The sequence below is a fragment of the Ligilactobacillus sp. 110_WCHN genome, assembly GCF_030518115.1.
GTDB classification, from domain to species: Bacteria; Bacillota; Bacilli; order Lactobacillales; family Lactobacillaceae; genus Ligilactobacillus; species Ligilactobacillus aviarius_C.
Map to the genome: position 1 here is coordinate 1 of NZ_JAULLI010000005.1, position 17,593 is coordinate 17,593.

Below are 17,593 nucleotides of genomic sequence, written 5' to 3' on the forward strand. Positions count from 1 at the left end.
ATATAAAAAAGTAGTGGTATTAGTAGCACCAACATCTTCAGGATTAGCAACAAAGATTAACGATTATTATGAAGATAACGAGATTGAAGTGGTAGATGTACAGTACCAAGTTATGGATAAACAATACACTGCATTAGTTCAGTATGTTTTAAATTAAGGTGGTGATTAAATGAAACAGTATCAACTATCAAGATTAAAACATACAGCACAGTTTGGTGAGTACCAAACACACGAAACAGTAAATGGTATTTCAGTATCATCATTTAAACCACTATTCACTAAACGGTTTGGTTATGTAACCCAGAGTATTAATAGTCAATTATCGAATACAGGTGTTAATCAAACATATCAAAAGGCAATCTTTGTTAAACATGATAAGCGACTAAAGGACACGCTTACAGTTATGATTGATAAAGTACAGTATGAAATTGTTTCATTGAATATTGATGATAGTTTAAATGGATATGACACGCTAACATTGCAGAAGAAAACAGGAAATAAAGTAAAATGAAACCAGTTAGACAATGCGAGCATGCAGGCTGTACAGTGCTAGTACCTTATGATGTTAAATATTGTACAATGCACAAGAAACAGGTTGAGAAACAGCGATATAGCTATCGAATGCAACGTGAAGGCAAGTATCAACGTTTCTATAAAACAACAGCATGGCGAAAACTATCGCACAGCTACTTATTAGCTAATCCATTATGCGAATGGTGCTTAAAAGATGGTATCATGCGCAAGGCTGACATCGTGGATCATATCGAACCAATCAGGGATAATTGGAACAAGCGACTGGATAAGGATAACTTACGGAGTTTATGTAATTCTTGCCACTGGAAACGACATCATCGAAAATAAAATTTTAAAAATCAACTAACTTAACTGATGAATGTTAGAAAAATAACCGGGGGCTATGAAATTATTTTGCAGGAGCGGGCACAGACTTTTCCGTAAATAAAAATCCCTTTAAAATAAAATGAAATTTTAGCTTTTGAACCATTAATAATAATTATTTATTGTTATTGGACTTTTTATAAAAAAATGTTATAATAAATGTATGATAGAGAGAGTATGAAGTGCCGTTGTTAGTAATAACAGCGGTATTTTTGTATACAAAGTGAGGTGAAATGATGAGTAGAAATGTAAAAGCGCTTGGTGACATGACTAAACATTTAACAAATGAAGAAAAAGCACAGCGTAGAGATATGGAAAAAGCGTTAAATCAGTACTCTAAATTAGATGTAACACCGCCTGAATGGTTAACTGATTACGCATTGGCTGAATGGAATCGAGTAACACCGATTTTATTAGAAGAAACACCAATCAGTGAATTAGACAAAGGGTTATTAACAGCTTACTGTGAAACGTATTCCTTAATTAAAACGTGTACCTTAGCAATCAAAGAAGAAGGAACAGTGGTTGATGGTAAGGAAAACAAAAATTTGCGCTTACGTGAAAAGGCAATTAAGGATTTACGCTCTTTAAGTAATGACTTAGGACTCTCAATTTCATCAAGAGCTAAGCTAGCTTTAAATCAAGCACGAGAAAATGAAGATGATGAAATCGGTGATCTGCTTGAATAATCGAGTGCAAGAATACGCTAATGAAGTTTTAAATGGTGAAATTACTGCATGTAATAAAGTTAAACAGGCTTGTGAACGATTTAACAATGATATTAAAAAACAAAACACAAATGATTTTCCTTACTATTTTGATGAGAAATTAGTAGATAAGATTTTTCGATTTGTTGAATTACTACCAAGAACAGATGGCAAACCACTAAAGCTTGAATTATTCCAATGTTTTATACTTGGTAATTTATATGGTTGGCGGTCTGTAAAAGATAACTCACGACGCTTTAATCGGTGCTTATTATCATTTGCACGTAAGAACGGTAAAACGTTTCTCATTGCAATTATGGGTGTGATTGAATTACTGCTAGAAAAAAGCCCAGCACGCGGTAAGCAGGTATTATTCACAGCTAACAGTAGTAAACAAGCTCATCTTGCTTTTGACATGATGGCGGACCAATTACATTTGCTTAGCGGTAAATCAAAAGCGGTTAGACGGAGAGTGAAGATTAACAAACAAAGAATTGAAGATCGAAAATCAAATTCATTTGCTGTTCCACTTGCAACTGATACAAGTTCGCTAGATGGTTATAATCCTACTTTAGGTGTTGTTGATGAATTTCATTCAAGCAAGAATCGAGATATTATTAACGTTTTAAAATCTGGTATGATTCAACAGCCTAACAGCTTATTAGCGATTATTTCAACTGCTGGGTTTAATACCAATTCGCCTTTTAAAGAAGAGTGTGATTACGTTTCTGATATTTTATCAGGCAAAGAACAATCAGACCGTTATTTTGGAATTATTTACACCTTAGACGACAAGGAAGAAATCAATGATCCTGATAAATGGATAAAGGCTAATCCGTTACTATCCAACAAAGAAGTTTGCGATACCATGCTTGAACAAATTAAATCAGATGTTGAAGTTGGTATGAAACAAGAGAATATCACGAATGTAATGGTAAAGAACATGAATGTATTCATGCAAGCTCAAGAAGATAGCTACATTAGTGTTAGCGATTGGAGCAAGGGCGAAACAGAAAAGATTGATATTCACGGTAAAGATATTTATATCGGTATCGATTTATCAAAGAGTAACGATTTAACAGCGGTAAGCTGGATAATTCCAAGCGATAATAAGTTTTACTGTGATTCGCATTCGTGGGTTGGTACTCATTACGGACTGGAAAGCAAGATAAAGCGTGATGGTATTAACTACATTTCGTTGGAACGTAAAGGTGAATGTACAATCACATCACTAGAAAGCGGAGTAATTGATTATGATGATGTATTTAATTATGTTCAAAACTTAATTTTAGAGAACGATTTAAACGTTAAATATATTTGTTATGATCCATGGAATTTTGCACCACTACTTACTAAGTTTGAAAAAGAGGGTTATCCATTGTTTGAAGTTCGACAGGGTACTAAAACGATGAATATACCGACACGTGATTTTAGAGAGAAACTTTATAATGACAAAATAAAGCATTATGGTAATAAGATCCTTGCTTATTCAATTAGTAATGCGATTTTAAAGGTTGATAATAACGGTGTGATTATTGATAAAGCGAGAAACAGTAATCGAATTGATCCAGTAGACGCCTTATTAAATGCTTACGTAGCGTGCATGAGTTATTTTGATGATGAGGAGGCGAACAAACAGCGTGAAGAAATTATTAATCAAGGTGCTTTCATTTTTTAAAAATTATATTCAAACCATTCTCTTAATGTTGGGAATGGTTTTTATTATGATTGGCTGTTTTATTAATTTTGGTGTGGGTACGGGAATGATTGTTACAGGCGGATTAATAACTGCGATTGCCTTCATTATCAATTACAACATGAAAGGAGGCGAATAAAATGGCGTTTTTTAAATCCAACACAATAAAACAAACCGTGTTGACTGATGATCCAGTCTTTAATGCTTTAATTTCATATACCGATACAGGAAATAGTTACATATCACCTTCAGTATTAAGAAATAGCGATATTTTTAGTGCAATTAATATTATTGCTTCTGATGTTGCTAGTAATGAAGTATATTGTGATGTCCCTGTATTAACAAAAATGGTTAATTTTACACCATGTGATTATATGGATGGCTGGCATTTTAAGTATGCGTTATGTGCAAATATGCTTTTAAATGGAAATGCTTTTGCGCTGATTGAAGGTAACCATACCTTACGCTTTGTTCCTAATTCTCAAATGGCAGTATTACAAGATGATATAACTGATGAAGTTTCTTACCAGTACACGCCAGAGAATGGTAGGGCGAGAGAATTAAAAGCGAAAGATGTTTTGCATTTTAAATATGCAACTGTTGACGGAGTAACAGGAATTAGTCCGTTATATTCATTAGCAAATGAAAGAAAAATACAAGATTTAGCTGATAAGTTACTTATCGGCTTTTTTAATAACGGCGTAATTGGGGCAAAGATCCTAAAAGTTAAAAATACAAACCTTAGTCAAGAAGGATTGGATAACATCGCACAAGGCTTTCAAGACTTAAAGAACGGAGAAGCTGGTGTTGTTGCCCTTGATGACAATATGGATTTACAAAACTTGGAAATCAATTCAGATATTCTAAAGCTAGTAAATTCAAATGATTGGACGACAAAGCAGATTGCAAAAGCCTTTGGGTTACCACCTGAAAAATTAGGTGTTGAAAATGAACACAGTAACCAACAGATGAGTAATCTTCAATACTTACAAGGATCACTGCAAAAATATTTTGACTGTTTCACATCAGAATTGTCTTTCAAACTTGGCAAGGATTGGAAATTTGATACCAGCAAGCTATTATCTTTAGATCCTACAACACAGCAAAATAATGCAATCGAAGGATACACAAACGGAGTGCTTACGTTAAATGAAGCACGGGCAAGAATTGGATTGCCTGAAGTTGATAATGGAAATGAATTTTTAGAAAGGAATGATATTCATGACACAGGATCGCAGGCTAACATCACAAGCGGGAATGGAAGCGAATGATGTTCAAGTTGAAACTCCTCAGAATGAGGATCAAGAACAAAACGAAAATAATACAGAAACATCTAAAGTTTTATCAGGATATGCGATTGTTTGGAATACGCCAAGTAAAGATTTAGGCGGATTTACAGAAGTTGTGGCGCCGAATGCTTTAGATGATGTAGATTTGTCTGATGTTTTAATGTTAAACAACCATGATTTTACACAAGTTTTAGCTAGTGTAAAGGCTGGAACTTTAGAATTAGAGCCAGATGATAAAGGGTTACATTTTAAAGCCACTTTGCCGAATACATCATTTGCTAATGATGTTTATGAAGAGGTTAAGAGTGGTAATGTTGACGCTTGTTCATTTGGTTTTGAAGTAAATGATGGTGGTGATACATGGACTAAGGACGATGAAGGAAACGTTACACGGACAATTAATCAAGTAAAGAATTTATTTGATGTTTCTGTGGTTGCTGTACCGTCTTATGATGATACAAATGTTCAAGTTGATACACGTAGTTATGAGAAATTTATGAATCAAGGAAAAGAGGAAAAAGAAATGAAAAAAGTAATTTTAGATAAAGAAGATAAATCAGAAACACGTTCATTTGAAGAATATATTCGTAGCCGTGGTGAATTTCGTGATGGTGTGACAACACAAGGTGCAAGCGCAGTTATTCCTGATGAAATCATCACGCCAGTATTTGAATTAAAAAACTCAACTTATGATTTAGCTAAACTTTGTACAGTAAAACAGGTTTCAAACGGACAAGGACATTATCCAATCGCTGCTAATCCACAAAGTGCGGTTTTGGCCACTAAAGAAGAATTAGCAGAAATTGGTGATGTTAATGCTAACATGTTCCAAGATGTTAAGTTTGATGTAAAAACACGTGCTGGTAAGATTGCTTTATCAAATGAAGTTATTGAGGATAGTGCAGTTGATATTGTTTCAGAAGTGAAAAATCAATTACAAAAATTAGTTCAAAATACTAATAACAAAAATATCATTGATTTATTAATCGGTTCATCAAGTCAATTTGCAAAGGCAACCGCTAAAAATATTGATGATTTAAAGAAGGTATTTAACGTTACTCTTGATCCTGCTTTGAGTAAAACATGGGTTGTAAATCAAAACGGATTTAATTTCTTAGATACGTTGAAAGACAATGAAGGACGTTACTTATTACAACCAGATGTAACAGCGCCAAGTGGTTTTAATTTATTAGGTGCACCAGTGATGGTAATTTCAAATGCGCTTTTACCAGATAATTCAGATGGTACATCACCTGTTTTAGTTGGCGATTTTGCTCAAGGGTTAGTTGTTTTTGAACGGAATCAAGTTACAGCTCAATGGGATAAATTTGATAGCTTTAGTGAAGGTTTATCAGTTATTTTACGTTCAGATTATGAAGTGATTGATAAGAACGCAATCGTAAATATTTCTTTAACAACGACTAATACATCAACCACTGAATCAGGAAAATAATTAGTAGGAAGTGAGCTTAGGTTTTGCCTAAGCTCTTTTTTTGTAAGGAGATGAAAGTATGGCGGTAAGCGTAGATGATGTAAAAAAAGCCTTATGTATTGATATAAACGATGATGATGAGGTAATTCAAACATATATTGATAATGCAGTTGAATATATAAAAACAGCAGTATCAGAAACAGCCGATTTAACGCAGTTTAAGCAATTTGATTATGCTGTTACGTTGTTAGCGCAATTTTGGTATTTAAATCGTGATACTGATATGAAAACACAGCCATATCAAGTAGTATCATTGATTCAACAGTTAAAGGCAAAAGCAACGTTCATAAATTAATATTATAACTATTTATAAAATGATAAATTTATGTTATAATTAATACGTGATGAAAATCACAACTAATTTATCAATATCAACACGTGATCTTAGTTCTCTTGACTGGAATTTTAAACGTAAACGATTGATATTCATTAATGCACTTTGCAAAATTTTTAATTTTTAATTTTTACCTCTATCAATTTTGATAGAGGTTTTTTTATTTAAAGAGGTGGTTAATTTGAGAAGTGATGTAAAGATGGTTAAAGCGATCTTGAATAAATATACCCAGTTAAAACAAGATTTACAAGAATTTACGATTATTTCAAGCCCTGCTTTAGGTATAGTTGGTGGGAAAAGTAAGAAAAATGGTGCTGAGAATAAAGTTATACGACACGTGGACTATGAATTAACCATCCAAAAAATTGAAAAAGCAATAGAAAGCGTTTCTGATGACCGTTTAAGGTTTATTTTGAATAACTACATAATTAATAAACAATATAGTGTTTCAGAAATGTGTGAGAAATTATCAACCTCAAAGAGCAATTTTAATTATTTAAAGAATAAAGCACTGAAAGAGTTTTACACGTTATATGCTGGGTGATCGCTATGAATGATGAAGAAAAAAGACTATAAAACAAGTTAAACAATTCTTCAAGAAAGATTATCCAAGATATAAACAGTTATCAGTTTTTGCTGATCTAGGTTCAGTAAATTTTGATGGTGTAAAAAGTTCTAGTAATATTAACCATCAAGAGCAAAAAATGGTAAAAACGATTGAGGCTAAAAATATTATAGAAATAGTTAATATAATTATTGATAATATCTTTGATAATCGATATAAAACGATTTTAAAGAAATGTTATTTACAGAATGTGCCTAAATGGCAAGTGGAAAATGAATTAATGTACAGTTATGCAGTGCTTTTTGAATTACAAAATAAAGCGCTGTTATTGTTTGCAGAGCCGATTAAAGGATTTAAAAAATACTAAATAAAGTTTAAAAATTTCATTTTATATTTATTTTAATATTTATTTTGTATTTATTTTAATATTTATTTTGTATTTATTTTAATATTTATTTTGTATTTATTTTAATATTTATTTTGTATTTATTTTAATATTTATTTTGTATTTATTCATTGCTATAATAGGCTTGTAAAGAAATATAAGGATAGAAGTTGAATAGACCATTGGAAATTACATTTACTAGTAAACAGCCTAAGAAGCCTACACTAGAATGGTGTATTCCACTGTTCCATGTAGGAACAAGTAAATCTATTGAAGAATTAAAAAAAGGAATTTTTGATTCTTCTATTAGCAATAACAGTGGTAATAAAAACTGGTTAGGTAAGGGCATTTATTTTTGGGATAATAAAGGTAATGCAAGATATTGGTATAATCAAAAAAATTCAAAGCCAGTGAAAATAGCACGCGTTCCTTTGCGTTTGAATGATAGTGTAAATTATGGCGATTTTACAGATTGTAATCAGTTGATTTTTTTTGATAAAATTTGGGATTCCTACAAAAGGCATTCAAACAATAAAAAAAAGGGTAAGAAAGAAGACTTTGTTGATTATTTGTCTGAAAAATTCGATATATCAGTTATTAGATGTACAGCAGTATATCCTAAAATTCATGTATTTGAATTTATTGCCGAAAGGATGAAAGAACAATCAATGCCACATATTTGCGGTAATGTTAAGGTTGTTTATTGTATTAAAAAAAATTTTAGAAATGCTTTAGATGTATCAAATTTATCAATAGTAGATGCGGAGTGATATCTATGTTAGTCGATATGGAAAAGATATATAAGGAATTCCAATCTTTTGATTCAAAAGATTGGGAAGCAGTTGATAAAGCAATGTCGGATATTATAGCTAGGCGAGAGGCTGCTGAAAGAGAATCGGTTGATTTTGATTTTAAAATATTATCACCTAAAACTGATAGATTTAAAAAGTTTAACGATTTAGCAAAAAAGAAGATAAGTGAAACTATAAGTGGATCTTGTATAAATAGTGAGAATATACCTAATAATTTAGAAATATCGTATCCTAACTATAAAAAAGGAGATGGCATTAATTGGAATTACAAAATTATAGAATAAAAAAAGTGGAATTTGAGACACATGATGAAAAATTAAATACAGAAGATAGTGTAGAAATAAACATTAATTTAGATTCTGACAATAATACTGTGTATTTTAATCCTACATTATCAGCTACAGAGTCGTTCAAAACTAATGATAATTCGTTTTTTTCTAAGAGTTTAAATATTACTTTTAATTTTATTTTAAAAATAGAGGATGATGAAATTCCTGAAAATGTTAAGGATAGAAATGATATGAAAAAATTTGCAATTAAATTATTCAATAATGTTTCACCCATCATCATATCTGTATGCACAATGATATCATCAATGGATGGGCAAGGGGCTATTCATGTTGGTAATAAATTATTATTAGAAAATATGAACTAGAGTCTTTTTTGCGCCACTTATAGTGGCGTTTTTTTTTGATTAAAAAAACTGCTAGCTTAATTGCTAACAGTTATGCCCTTGATCTAAAATTTTTTGGCTAGGTTTTGGCTAGGCTTATAGTGAAAACCAATGATATTCCATAAAAATAAATGAAACGATTAAAATAACAAAAAAGCCGTTATATCAAGGATAATTAAACCCAATATAACGGAACGCATAAATATTAGTTGGGTATACTGGATTCGAACCAGTACATTAAGGATTCAGAGTCCTCTGCCTTACCAATTTGGCTAATACCCAATAAAACCTGACTTTCTTATCTTATTAAACTTTAAAATGAATGTCAAGAACCAACAAAGTAAATTTGAAATAAAATTTTTCTTTAAAAAACGCTACGATCCGGTATAATGAATTCAAAAGATGAAAAGGGGATTGAAAGATGCATAAGGTTTTGATCGTGATGCATGATCACGTCCATGATGATTACTATCGAATGAATAAGGTTGAATTTGAAACCCTTCCAGCCATTGGACAGTATCTTTATAATACTGACGGATTAGTTTATCAGGTTGAAGAAGTTACGAATTTTGCCGGTTACGTATCAAGCAAGGGTGCAGTAGCCCTCGTTGTTGTTCATCAAGTTGAAAAAGAATTGCCAGTTAACGATTTATATGGATTAAATATTGAAGAAGATTTGGATGATTAAAAAGCGCAGCTGCGAGATGATCGCGGCTGCGTTTCATTTCTTACTATTCAAATGACAATTCAATTAAATAAGCCTTTTCCTTTAACAAATGAGCGGTCGTTGCCCAAACTTCATCAAAGCTTGGACGCGGCTTACCAGTTGCTTCCCAATAATCAGCAAATAAATTAGGATGCGATTTAATAAATTCATTCGGGAGACGGTTAACCATCAACTTATTTGATGGAAAGTAAAAATCAGCGTGTTCAACCGGCGTTGTGTCAGGAATGAAAACCTGGACAACGTTTTTATACGGTGATTTGATGGCGATGATTAGTTCAGGATGCGTTTCGATTCGTTTTAACACATCATAAATTGGTTCAAATTCAAACTCGATCAACGTGAAACCTTCTCTCAATGATATATTTTCATTTTAACAGGAAAGTCCAAAAAAAGATAATTAAGTTTATTCATAAAAACGCTTTTAATCGGTATAATTAAAAGTAGATGATATGAAAGGAGAGTTTTAATGGCAACGGTTCACTTTTACCTTGTTCGGCATGGCCAAACAAAATTAAATCGCGCAGCAAGGTTACAGGGGATTACCGACTCTCCTTTAACGGCAAAGGGAATTCGGATGGCGAAACGTTTAGGATATGAATTACGTAACCTTGAGTTTCGAGCAGTTTATACCAGTGATTTGAAACGGACCCAGGCAACCGCTAAATATATTTTAGAGGAAAATCAACGCAAGATTCCGCCAATTTATCGTGACCCGGATTTGCGTGAAATGAGTTTCGGTCAGTTTGAAGAAGCCAAGAACATGAAATTGATTCCGCAAGCGTTGCGTACCCTTGGGTTGAAGAAAATCATTCGGGCTTTCTTGAACGAAGAACATGTTGGCGAATTGATTCGGCTGTTTCGGACGATGGACGGAACGGAAGAGATTGAAAATGCAGCGCAGTTAAATACCCGTTTTCGTAGGGCGTTGCGCATGATTGGCGATGAATATCAAGACCGCGAATGCAATATTTTGATTGTTACTCATGGGTTGATTTTATCAAATTTCATTGAAAGTCTTTACGGTGAAGTGCCGTTATTTTTGGTTGATAATTCGCGGGCAAGTTTAGTTGATTATCAAAACGGCGAATTCAAAATCAGATATGTAAATCAGTTGAGACAGGAGGATCCAGATGAAGGCAGACGCAGTTAAGGCGCGAATGATGCAGATGGTTGATGAACAGATCGCTCCCGGAGTGTCCTACGCTCATTTGCACGATGGGCAAGTGGAAACGATGGTCTATGGCAAAGCAGCCCTGGTCCCGCAAGTTCAACCGCTGCGGTGGGGAATGTTGTACGATATGGCCTCATTAACTAAAGTTGTTGGAACAACAACGATGATTTTGAAAATGATCGAGCAGGAAATGCTTGCTCTTGATGATCGGGTTGCAGATCATATTCCGCTTTTTAACGATCAGCGGGTAACGGTGCGGCATTTATTAACGCATACATCTGCAATTTCAGGATACATTCCGCACCGCAATCAATTACCGCCGGACAAGTTACTTGCCGCCCTTGATTCGCTTTCGGTGGGCGATTGGTTTGATCAAAAAGTCGTGTATACTGATGTCGGCTTGATCATGCTTGGACAAACAATTGAGAAATTTTACCAAGCACCGGTTCAGACGGTAATCCAAAATGAAGTTTTGATTCCGCTTGGATTAACTGAAAGTACCTTTGATCCGGTCAAAGAAAATTGTGTTCCCACGGAGATGACAGCTACTCGGGGATTGATTCAAGGTGAAGTCCATGATCCCAAGGCCTTTATCCTGAAGAAGCATTGTGGTTCCGCCGGTCTTTTTATGCCGCTTAATGATTTGATCAAGTTTGCGCAGTGGATTTTAGGAATTACTGAGAATGATCTTTTACAACGTTCAACACTTGATTCCCTTTTCAAAGATTGGACAACGCACCATTTAGGGAGATCGCTTGGATGGGATCTCCGTATTTCGCCGGATCAAACGCCGTGGATCTATCATACGGGATATACCGGAACGTACATTTTACTAAGCAAAGCACGCCAAGAAGGATTGATCGTCTTGACGAACCGGGTTCATCCAACCGCGGATAACCAGGCATTTCTTGATTTCCGGGATCAATTAGTTGCGGATTTTATTGAATAGATAGCGTTTACATTTAACGCTCTTTTTGATAGAATTAAGGTAAATCTGATCAGTGAAGAAGGAATTATGAATGGCAGAACCAATGTTTTTGAAACCATATTTTCAGGAAAAAATGTGGGGCGGCGATAAGTTAGCAACTGAATTTGGTTATCAAATTCCAAGTGACCATACAGGAGAGTGCTGGGCAATTTCTGCTCATCCGCATGGGCCCGCAACGGTTGAAAATGGCAAATATAAGGGAATGACTCTTGACCAGGTTTGGAAAGATCACCGGGAAGTTTTTGGAAATGCTCAAGGTGATGTTTTTCCGTTATTAACAAAAATTTTAGATGCCAAAATTGATCTATCAGTGCAGGTTCACCCAGATGATGCGTATGCTGAAGAACACGAACATGAATTGGGCAAGACAGAATGCTGGTACGTGATCGAAGCTGACGAAGGCGCAATGATGTACTATGGGCATAATGCTCAAAGCCGTGAAGAATTTGCGGAAATGATTCAAAAAGGTGAATGGGATAAGTTATTACGGAAAATTCCAGTGCATGCCGGTGACTTTCTGTACGTTCCAAGCGGGACCGTTCACGCGGTCGGTAAGGGCATCATGGTGCTTGAAACGCAACAAAGTTCTGACACCACATATCGGATGTATGATTTTGACCGGGTGGATGCTTCAACCGGCAAAAAGCGGGATCTGCACATTCAACAATCAATTGATTGCGCAATGATTCCGCACAAGGATCCGAAATTAAATCAAAAGCACTATCAAGTTGGTGACGTAGCGGTGACTCAATTCGTTTCAACTGAATTTTTTGCAGTTTATGAATGGAAGGTTGACGGCGGTCAAGGAACGTTTACTCGGGGAACAGCCCCGTATACCTTGGTTTCAGTTCTTGACGGTGAAGGTCAGATCGAAGTTGACGGGAAAGCGTATGATTTGAAGAAGGGCATGCACTTTATCTTGCCATATGACATTCAAGAGTGGACAATTCGCGGGAAGATGCAGATCATTGCATCGGAACCGGGTGAAAAAGCATAATTAATTTGATAAAAGTAAGGCTGAAATGGCCTTACTTTTTTGGTAAAGTCTTTTTTGAAAATTCCCTTTTAAATGAAATAAGTTGTATACTTAACTATGTATTCTTTATATAAGGAGATTAATACATAAGCTATGAAAAAGAGAAATTGGCGGCTGGGAACCATTCTTGGGTTAGCAGTTGCGATGTTAACTGTTTTTGCACTTGGTTCTAACCGACCAAAACAGGGGCCTTTCGCGGTCCATGCAGATGATGTTTCTACCAAAACGGGAAAGAAGACAACGATCACGTTTTGGAATGCAATGAGCGGAAGTGCTTCGACTGCATTGAAGCAGATGACGGCTGACTTTGAAAAAGCTCATCCGAATATCGAAGTTAAGCTTGAAAATCAAGGTGATTATTCTGATTTGCAAGGCAAATTAAATTCAACCATGCAAAATCCTTCAAACTTGCCAACGATCACACAAGCTTATCCGCAATGGTTGTACACGGCTGTAACTAACGGCCAATTAGTTGACTTAAAGCCATATTTTGATAATTCGAAGATTGGTTTTGGTTCAATCCAACGGTCAAACATTGCCAAACCATTCCTTGAAGGGGCAACTATTAAAGGAAAACAATATGGGGTTCCGTTTAACAAGTCGACGGAAGTCTTATTCTACAACCCAGATCTTTTGAAGAAGTACGGGGTTAAGGTTCCCAAGACGATGGCTCAATTAAAACAAGCTTCAAAGGAAATCTATGAAAAGTCAAATCATAAAGTTGTTGGGGCTGGTTTTGATGCGTTGAATAACTATTACGTCATTGGAATGAAAGACTATGGCGATTCATTCACATCGAAATTGAACTTTGATTCAAAGGATTCAAAGAAAGTCATCAACTACTATGCTGATGGGGTCAAGGATGGCTACTTCCAAATTGCCGGCGCCCAAAAATACATGTATCTTCCATTTACGAACGGAAAAGTCGCAATGTTTGTCGGCTCATCATCATCAGAACAATACATTAAGCCAACGCATGCCAACTATGCGGTTGCTGCGCGTCCAAGCAAGAACAACTTGCAACAGGGAACGGACATTTACATGTTCAAGAATGCCAGCAAGGCTCAACGGACAGCGGCATTTGAATACATGAAGTTCTTAACCGAACCAAAACAACAATTGTACTGGGCAAAAACAACGGGTTACATGCCGGTCAACAATCAAGTCTTGAAGAGCGCCAGCTATAAGAACTTAGCCGGAACCAAGGTCCCAGTGGTTGTATCAAATTCAACTGAAAACATGTTTACGATGCCAGTCGTTAAGAATTCAAATACGGCGTTCGTTCAATTGAATCAAATTATGCAGGATATTTTGACTCATCCAAATAGTAATCGAAATCAATTGATCAAACAAAATGCGCAAAAATTAAAGAGTGCATGGAATCAATAACAAAATCTTCCTTCTGGAATAACCGGAAGGAAGTTTTTTTTAGTGTTAAAATTAAGAAAAAGAGGGGGAGAAATGCATGAAATCCAAAAATTCAAAATTTACCCGATATTTGAAATACGGGCGCATGAGTATTCAGGGCGAGAAGAAGAAACATTCAATTTTGATTTACTATGATACACAAGAACATCGCTTTGTAAAATTTCACGCGTCAGCAAAAACTTCCAGAAAAATGCTGATTTATAACATGATTGTTTTAGGAATTGTTCTGATCCTGGTTTGTTGGGATGAATTAATTTCGTGGGTTACCCCATACTCTTATTCAATTAATACCAAAGAGACGGCGCTGATGCAATGGTTAAACTCATTTGAATGGAAGTTTCATTGGTGGCTGGGAATACTTGCAGGAGTGCTTGCTGTTGGATGGTATTTACTTAACCGCCATGTGGATCCGAATGAATTCGAGGATCCAGTCGAGCTAAAAGGCGTTGCAGATTCTAATAAGGATTACGTTTTTATGTTTATCGTCATGCTGCTGTTTGATTGCTTTTTCATTTGGCTGATTTATAGTGATTCGGATTATCCGTTTCCCAATTTAGGGCTAAGCGATGTGTTCACGGTTTTCTTGGTAATTCTTTTTACAATTTATTTTTTGTGTATCATCGTTGAAAGCATGATTGCATATTGTAAGTATTTATGGAATGTGAAAATTAGAAAAAAATAAAAGTGCTGATTTAGTCAGCACTTTTTATAATATTAACTTTAGAATGCTCCATCACCAGAATCGCCACCGAAACCGCCGGAATCTCCGCTTGAAAATGAGTCGTTGTCATCACTGGATGAGCTATTGTCAGAATTTGAAGCAGTCGATGAGAAACTATCAAAGTCTGAAGAGAATTCATCATCGAAATAATTATCGTCATAGAAATAGAAATAATCATCTGCATTAAATGTTTGAAGAAGTTCAGCCTCAGTAAAACTTTGTTTCAATTTTTTCAAAACTTCTTTTGAAATATTGAAACCAACCGCAAATGGAAGAATGTCTTTCCATAATATTAAGTCATTAAATTTTGACTCTTTAAAGTTTCCGATTTCTAAAAGCATTTTTTTGAAGCCAGCAATCTTAAGATATTCAGTTAATCCATTAGAATTAAATGGAACTTTATTGCGATAAATATTTAATGTTAAAAGAGCAATTATAAAGGTAATCAAAGCGAGTGAGAATATGCTCCAACTTTGGTTAAAGAACCACCAGATTCCTAAAATAATGAAGGTTCCAATCAGATAGAAATAGTTATTAATAAAAAGAAAGTTTGCTTTAGCGTTAACATCTTCCTTTTCAACTGGTTGAGTGTAATCATCAAACCAAGTTGTTAAAGCATTAGTTATTTTTTTAGCAAAATCTTTGTCATTTTCTTCAACTAATTCTTTTAATTTTCCAATTGTAAATTGTTTGCCATCTCCAACAGTATTAAAAAGAATGTCAAAAATATTTCCTTCTTTAACTAATTCATTGTTGATGATCGAAATGACATAGTCATTTTGCTCATGTTTAATTGAAATTTTTTTTTGGTTATGAAGTTGAAGAAGCTGACCAGTAAAAGCATGATTTTTATCAACTGATTTACCCCAAAATGATTTTGAATCCATTTGAGCAAAAAATGCATCGGCCGTTCCAACTGAAATATTAGGAATTTCAAAATTGTGTGGAATTTCTGGCATTGATAGAATATTGTATTTTTTGATTTTAACAATTCCAATTATTAGCCGAATAACTGCATATAGAATAATAATCAATGGAATTAGAAGATACTTTTTGAATAACCGAATCTGGTTATCACGAATGATTTTCTTTTCTAAATTAATTGTTGATTGAATAATTTTGCGTTTACTTACATTAGGGTTTTGAGATGTAATTGAAGTTGGAAAGAGAATATCAGCTTCAACATCATCGTTTGCAGGTAACTTTTTAACCTTGATATTTACGGTTCCATTATGAGCAGAAACCTGTTTTTGAAGATTAACATCTGCGTGAACCCATGCCTTTAAGAGTTTAAGATTTTTCTTTCCAAAATCAAAGGTAATATTGACATTTTTTTGTGGAACATCAGTATCAAAACCGATTACTTTGTAATTCAAACGGGCTGCATCGCGATAATTGGTAATTGCATCAACCATTGTAAAAACATACCTAATCGTTACTTGTTGATCACTTTTAACTTTGTGATATGTCTTGATTAGGAAAACGTCAGGTAAGTCATTATCAGAAACGGAGTAGGTGTTGTTTTTATGTGAATTGCTTTTTGTTACGTTTTGAAAATGACCATTTCCGTTTGCAATTTCGACTTTTTGAATTGAATATTTTGAATTATCTTTTGGAAGTTCTTGTTGATATGTTAAACCATGAGCATCATCACTGAATTTGTAGGTTACTGTCCGTGTGAGTTGAAGAGAACCATCTTTTTCAATTTTGCAGTTGATGTTCAATTTATTAATTGAATATGATGGATCATCGTCTGCACGAATAATCCCAAATGATAGGAGAAAAACTGCAAATATTGAAAAGCAGATTTCAAAAAATATTTTTTGAAATTTCTTAATATTATTCATTTTCTTACATCCTTTTCTTTAAATAATCGCTTTAAATTATAATATATTCTAGAAATTTAAACAATTTAATAAATAAAAAGGCTCTCTTTCCGTTAAAAGAAAAGAGAGCCTTTTAGTTAAAACTAAGTTTATTTCATTTTCTTCTTGTTTTCCATGATTCCATCGATCAAACCATAATCAACGGCTTCTTGAGCAGTCATGAAGTTATCCCGATCAGTGTCGGCGTTGATCTTCTTGATTGATTGACCAGTGTGATCAGCAAGAATTTGATTGATCAACTTGCGGGTCTTAAGAATGTGTTCAGCTGCAATTTGAATTTCAGTTGATTGACCTTGAGCACCGCCAAGTGGTTGGTGAATCATAATTTCTGAGTTTGGCAATGCAAACCGTTTGCCTTTTGCTCCAGCGGTTGCAAGGATTGATGCCATTGATGCAGCCATGCCCATTACGATTGTTTGAACGTCAGCATTAACGAAGTTCATGGTGTCGTAAATTGCAAGCCCAGCTGAAACAGAACCACCGGGTGAGTTAATGTACATGTAAATATCTTTTTCTGAATCTTGGGCATCAAGGAAAAGTAATTGGGCGATGATGGCGTTTGCCATGTCGTCGTTGATTTCACCTGATACCATAATGATCCGATCCTTTAACAAACGGGAGTAAATGTCATAAGCCCGTTCGCTTTGACCAGATTGTTCAATAACTGTTGGAACTAAATTCATGAGAATTTGCCTCCTTAAAATAAAGTAACTAGTTTGAGTTTAACACACAAAACTGATTGATTACATTCTAACCCTTTGGTCAAAAAAGGTCAAATAATAAATT

General features: G+C 34.5%; 22 protein-coding genes and 1 tRNA gene. 19 read left to right on the top strand and 4 right to left on the bottom strand.

Annotation, left to right across the window (positions count from 1 at the left end; all coding sequences use genetic code 11):
- Positions 1-169: 169 nt before the first annotated feature.
- The 13 genes from Q3C15_RS02650 to Q3C15_RS02710 all read left to right on the top strand — a co-directional run bounded on the left by Q3C15_RS02650 (position 170) and on the right by Q3C15_RS02710 (position 8,832).
- Positions 170-511 (top strand): head-tail adaptor protein, encoded by a 342-nt coding sequence (locus Q3C15_RS02650; RefSeq protein WP_302703941.1) that lies wholly within the window; start codon positions 170-172, stop codon positions 509-511.
- On the top strand, positions 508-861 hold the full coding sequence (locus tag Q3C15_RS02655; protein ID WP_302703943.1) for an HNH endonuclease signature motif containing protein: 354 nt from the start codon (positions 508-510) through the stop codon (positions 859-861). The genes Q3C15_RS02650 and Q3C15_RS02655 overlap by 4 nt, the downstream gene beginning before the upstream one ends.
- A gap of 269 nt (positions 862-1,130) precedes the next feature.
- Positions 1,131-1,586 carry a phage terminase small subunit P27 family gene (locus tag Q3C15_RS02660; protein ID WP_302703945.1) on the top strand — a complete coding sequence of 152 codons (456 nt, stop codon included), beginning with the start codon at positions 1,131-1,133 and terminating at the stop codon, positions 1,584-1,586.
- Positions 1,558-3,282 carry a terminase large subunit gene (locus Q3C15_RS02665; RefSeq protein ID WP_302703947.1) on the top strand — a complete coding sequence of 575 codons (1,725 nt, stop codon included), beginning with the start codon at positions 1,558-1,560 and terminating at the stop codon, positions 3,280-3,282. The genes Q3C15_RS02660 and Q3C15_RS02665 overlap by 29 nt, the downstream gene beginning before the upstream one ends.
- On the top strand, positions 3,245-3,439 hold the full coding sequence (locus Q3C15_RS02670) for a hypothetical protein (RefSeq protein WP_302703949.1): 195 nt from the start codon (positions 3,245-3,247) through the stop codon (positions 3,437-3,439). The genes Q3C15_RS02665 and Q3C15_RS02670 overlap by 38 nt, the downstream gene beginning before the upstream one ends.
- Position 3,440: 1 nt before the next feature.
- On the top strand, positions 3,441-4,571 hold the full coding sequence (locus tag Q3C15_RS02675) for a phage portal protein (RefSeq protein ID WP_302703950.1): 1,131 nt from the start codon (positions 3,441-3,443) through the stop codon (positions 4,569-4,571).
- Positions 4,522-6,042 carry a phage major capsid protein gene (locus Q3C15_RS02680; protein WP_302703952.1) on the top strand — a complete coding sequence of 507 codons (1,521 nt, stop codon included), beginning with the start codon at positions 4,522-4,524 and terminating at the stop codon, positions 6,040-6,042. The genes Q3C15_RS02675 and Q3C15_RS02680 overlap by 50 nt, the downstream gene beginning before the upstream one ends.
- A gap of 58 nt (positions 6,043-6,100) precedes the next feature.
- Positions 6,101-6,376: a head-tail connector protein gene (locus tag Q3C15_RS02685; protein ID WP_302703953.1), complete on the top strand. Its 276-nt coding sequence runs from the start codon at positions 6,101-6,103 to the stop codon at positions 6,374-6,376.
- Between the two features lie 220 nt (positions 6,377-6,596).
- A complete protein-coding gene (locus tag Q3C15_RS02690; RefSeq protein ID WP_302703954.1) occupies positions 6,597-6,959 on the top strand; it encodes a hypothetical protein in 363 nt (120 codons plus the stop codon).
- Positions 6,960-6,987: 28 nt separating this feature from the next.
- Positions 6,988-7,347: a DUF1492 domain-containing protein gene (locus Q3C15_RS02695; protein ID WP_302704047.1), complete on the top strand. Its 360-nt coding sequence runs from the start codon at positions 6,988-6,990 to the stop codon at positions 7,345-7,347.
- Between the two features lie 200 nt (positions 7,348-7,547).
- Positions 7,548-8,135 (top strand): hypothetical protein, encoded by a 588-nt coding sequence (locus Q3C15_RS02700; protein WP_302703956.1) that lies wholly within the window; start codon positions 7,548-7,550, stop codon positions 8,133-8,135.
- A 5-nt stretch (positions 8,136-8,140) separates the two neighbouring features.
- A complete protein-coding gene (locus tag Q3C15_RS02705; protein ID WP_302703957.1) occupies positions 8,141-8,461 on the top strand; it encodes a hypothetical protein in 321 nt (106 codons plus the stop codon).
- Positions 8,437-8,832: a hypothetical protein gene (locus Q3C15_RS02710; protein ID WP_302703959.1), complete on the top strand. Its 396-nt coding sequence runs from the start codon at positions 8,437-8,439 to the stop codon at positions 8,830-8,832. Before Q3C15_RS02705 ends, Q3C15_RS02710 begins: the two co-directional genes overlap by 25 nt.
- A 227-nt stretch (positions 8,833-9,059) precedes the next feature.
- Here the strand turns inward: Q3C15_RS02710 and Q3C15_RS02715 are convergent.
- A tRNA-Gln gene (locus Q3C15_RS02715) sits at positions 9,060-9,132 on the bottom strand.
- A gap of 139 nt (positions 9,133-9,271) precedes the next feature.
- On the opposite strand from Q3C15_RS02715, the gene Q3C15_RS02720 reads away from it, so the two are divergent.
- Entirely contained in the window at positions 9,272-9,538 is a 267-nt protein-coding gene (locus tag Q3C15_RS02720; RefSeq protein ID WP_278851749.1) for a LysR family transcriptional regulator, read from the top strand.
- Positions 9,539-9,581: 43 nt separating this feature from the next.
- On the opposite strand, the gene Q3C15_RS02725 is transcribed toward Q3C15_RS02720, so the two are convergent.
- Positions 9,582-9,914, bottom strand: a complete 333-nt coding sequence (locus Q3C15_RS02725; protein WP_204778907.1) for a hypothetical protein — start codon at positions 9,912-9,914, stop codon at positions 9,582-9,584.
- A gap of 129 nt (positions 9,915-10,043) precedes the next feature.
- Between Q3C15_RS02725 and Q3C15_RS02730 the strand changes: the two genes are divergently transcribed.
- From Q3C15_RS02730 to Q3C15_RS02750, 5 genes are all read left to right on the top strand, one after another.
- Positions 10,044-10,727, top strand: a complete 684-nt coding sequence (locus Q3C15_RS02730) for a histidine phosphatase family protein (RefSeq protein WP_064208117.1) — start codon at positions 10,044-10,046, stop codon at positions 10,725-10,727.
- A complete protein-coding gene (locus tag Q3C15_RS02735; RefSeq protein WP_302703967.1) occupies positions 10,708-11,697 on the top strand; it encodes a serine hydrolase domain-containing protein in 990 nt (329 codons plus the stop codon). Before Q3C15_RS02730 ends, Q3C15_RS02735 begins: the two co-directional genes overlap by 20 nt.
- A 70-nt stretch (positions 11,698-11,767) precedes the next feature.
- The gene (gene manA, locus Q3C15_RS02740) at positions 11,768-12,733 is read left to right on the top strand and encodes a mannose-6-phosphate isomerase, class I (protein WP_302703969.1); all 966 of its coding nucleotides are present in this window, start codon (positions 11,768-11,770) and stop codon (positions 12,731-12,733) included.
- Positions 12,734-12,865: 132 nt separating this feature from the next.
- Positions 12,866-14,161 carry an extracellular solute-binding protein gene (locus Q3C15_RS02745; protein WP_302703971.1) on the top strand — a complete coding sequence of 432 codons (1,296 nt, stop codon included), beginning with the start codon at positions 12,866-12,868 and terminating at the stop codon, positions 14,159-14,161.
- Positions 14,162-14,237: 76 nt separating this feature from the next.
- Positions 14,238-14,882, top strand: coding sequence for a hypothetical protein (locus tag Q3C15_RS02750; protein ID WP_302703973.1), 645 nt, complete (start codon positions 14,238-14,240; stop codon positions 14,880-14,882).
- Positions 14,883-14,920: 38 nt separating this feature from the next.
- On the opposite strand, the gene Q3C15_RS02755 is transcribed toward Q3C15_RS02750, so the two are convergent.
- Positions 14,921-16,768, bottom strand: coding sequence for a DUF2207 domain-containing protein (locus Q3C15_RS02755; RefSeq protein ID WP_302703974.1), 1,848 nt, complete (start codon positions 16,766-16,768; stop codon positions 14,921-14,923).
- 128 nt (positions 16,769-16,896) lie between these two features.
- A complete protein-coding gene (gene clpP / locus Q3C15_RS02760; protein WP_302703976.1) occupies positions 16,897-17,490 on the bottom strand; it encodes an ATP-dependent Clp endopeptidase proteolytic subunit ClpP in 594 nt (197 codons plus the stop codon).
- Positions 17,491-17,593: the final 103 nt, after the last annotated feature.

Bases quoted from the DNA above. Each gene is read 5' to 3' on its own strand.
- Q3C15_RS02650 (WP_302703941.1), top strand. From the start codon at position 170: ATGAAACAGTATCAACTATCAAGATTAAAACATACAGCACAGTTTGGT.
- Q3C15_RS02655 (WP_302703943.1), top strand. From the start codon at position 508: ATGAAACCAGTTAGACAATGCGAGCATGCAGGCTGTACAGTGCTAGTA.
- Q3C15_RS02660 (WP_302703945.1), top strand. From the start codon at position 1,131: ATGATGAGTAGAAATGTAAAAGCGCTTGGTGACATGACTAAACATTTA.
- Q3C15_RS02665 (WP_302703947.1), top strand. From the start codon at position 1,558: ATGATGAAATCGGTGATCTGCTTGAATAATCGAGTGCAAGAATACGCT.
- Q3C15_RS02675 (WP_302703950.1), top strand. From the start codon at position 3,441: ATGGCGTTTTTTAAATCCAACACAATAAAACAAACCGTGTTGACTGAT.
- Q3C15_RS02680 (WP_302703952.1), top strand. From the start codon at position 4,522: ATGACACAGGATCGCAGGCTAACATCACAAGCGGGAATGGAAGCGAAT.
- Q3C15_RS02685 (WP_302703953.1), top strand. From the start codon at position 6,101: ATGGCGGTAAGCGTAGATGATGTAAAAAAAGCCTTATGTATTGATATA.
- Q3C15_RS02705 (WP_302703957.1), top strand. From the start codon at position 8,141: ATGTTAGTCGATATGGAAAAGATATATAAGGAATTCCAATCTTTTGAT.
- Q3C15_RS02720 (WP_278851749.1), top strand. From the start codon at position 9,272: ATGCATAAGGTTTTGATCGTGATGCATGATCACGTCCATGATGATTAC.
- Q3C15_RS02730 (WP_064208117.1), top strand. From the start codon at position 10,044: ATGGCAACGGTTCACTTTTACCTTGTTCGGCATGGCCAAACAAAATTA.
- Q3C15_RS02735 (WP_302703967.1), top strand. From the start codon at position 10,708: ATGAAGGCAGACGCAGTTAAGGCGCGAATGATGCAGATGGTTGATGAA.
- manA (WP_302703969.1), top strand. From the start codon at position 11,768: ATGGCAGAACCAATGTTTTTGAAACCATATTTTCAGGAAAAAATGTGG.
- Q3C15_RS02745 (WP_302703971.1), top strand. From the start codon at position 12,866: ATGAAAAAGAGAAATTGGCGGCTGGGAACCATTCTTGGGTTAGCAGTT.
- Q3C15_RS02750 (WP_302703973.1), top strand. From the start codon at position 14,238: ATGAAATCCAAAAATTCAAAATTTACCCGATATTTGAAATACGGGCGC.
- Q3C15_RS02755 (WP_302703974.1), bottom strand. From the start codon at position 16,768: ATGAATAATATTAAGAAATTTCAAAAAATATTTTTTGAAATCTGCTTT.
- clpP (WP_302703976.1), bottom strand. From the start codon at position 17,490: ATGAATTTAGTTCCAACAGTTATTGAACAATCTGGTCAAAGCGAACGG.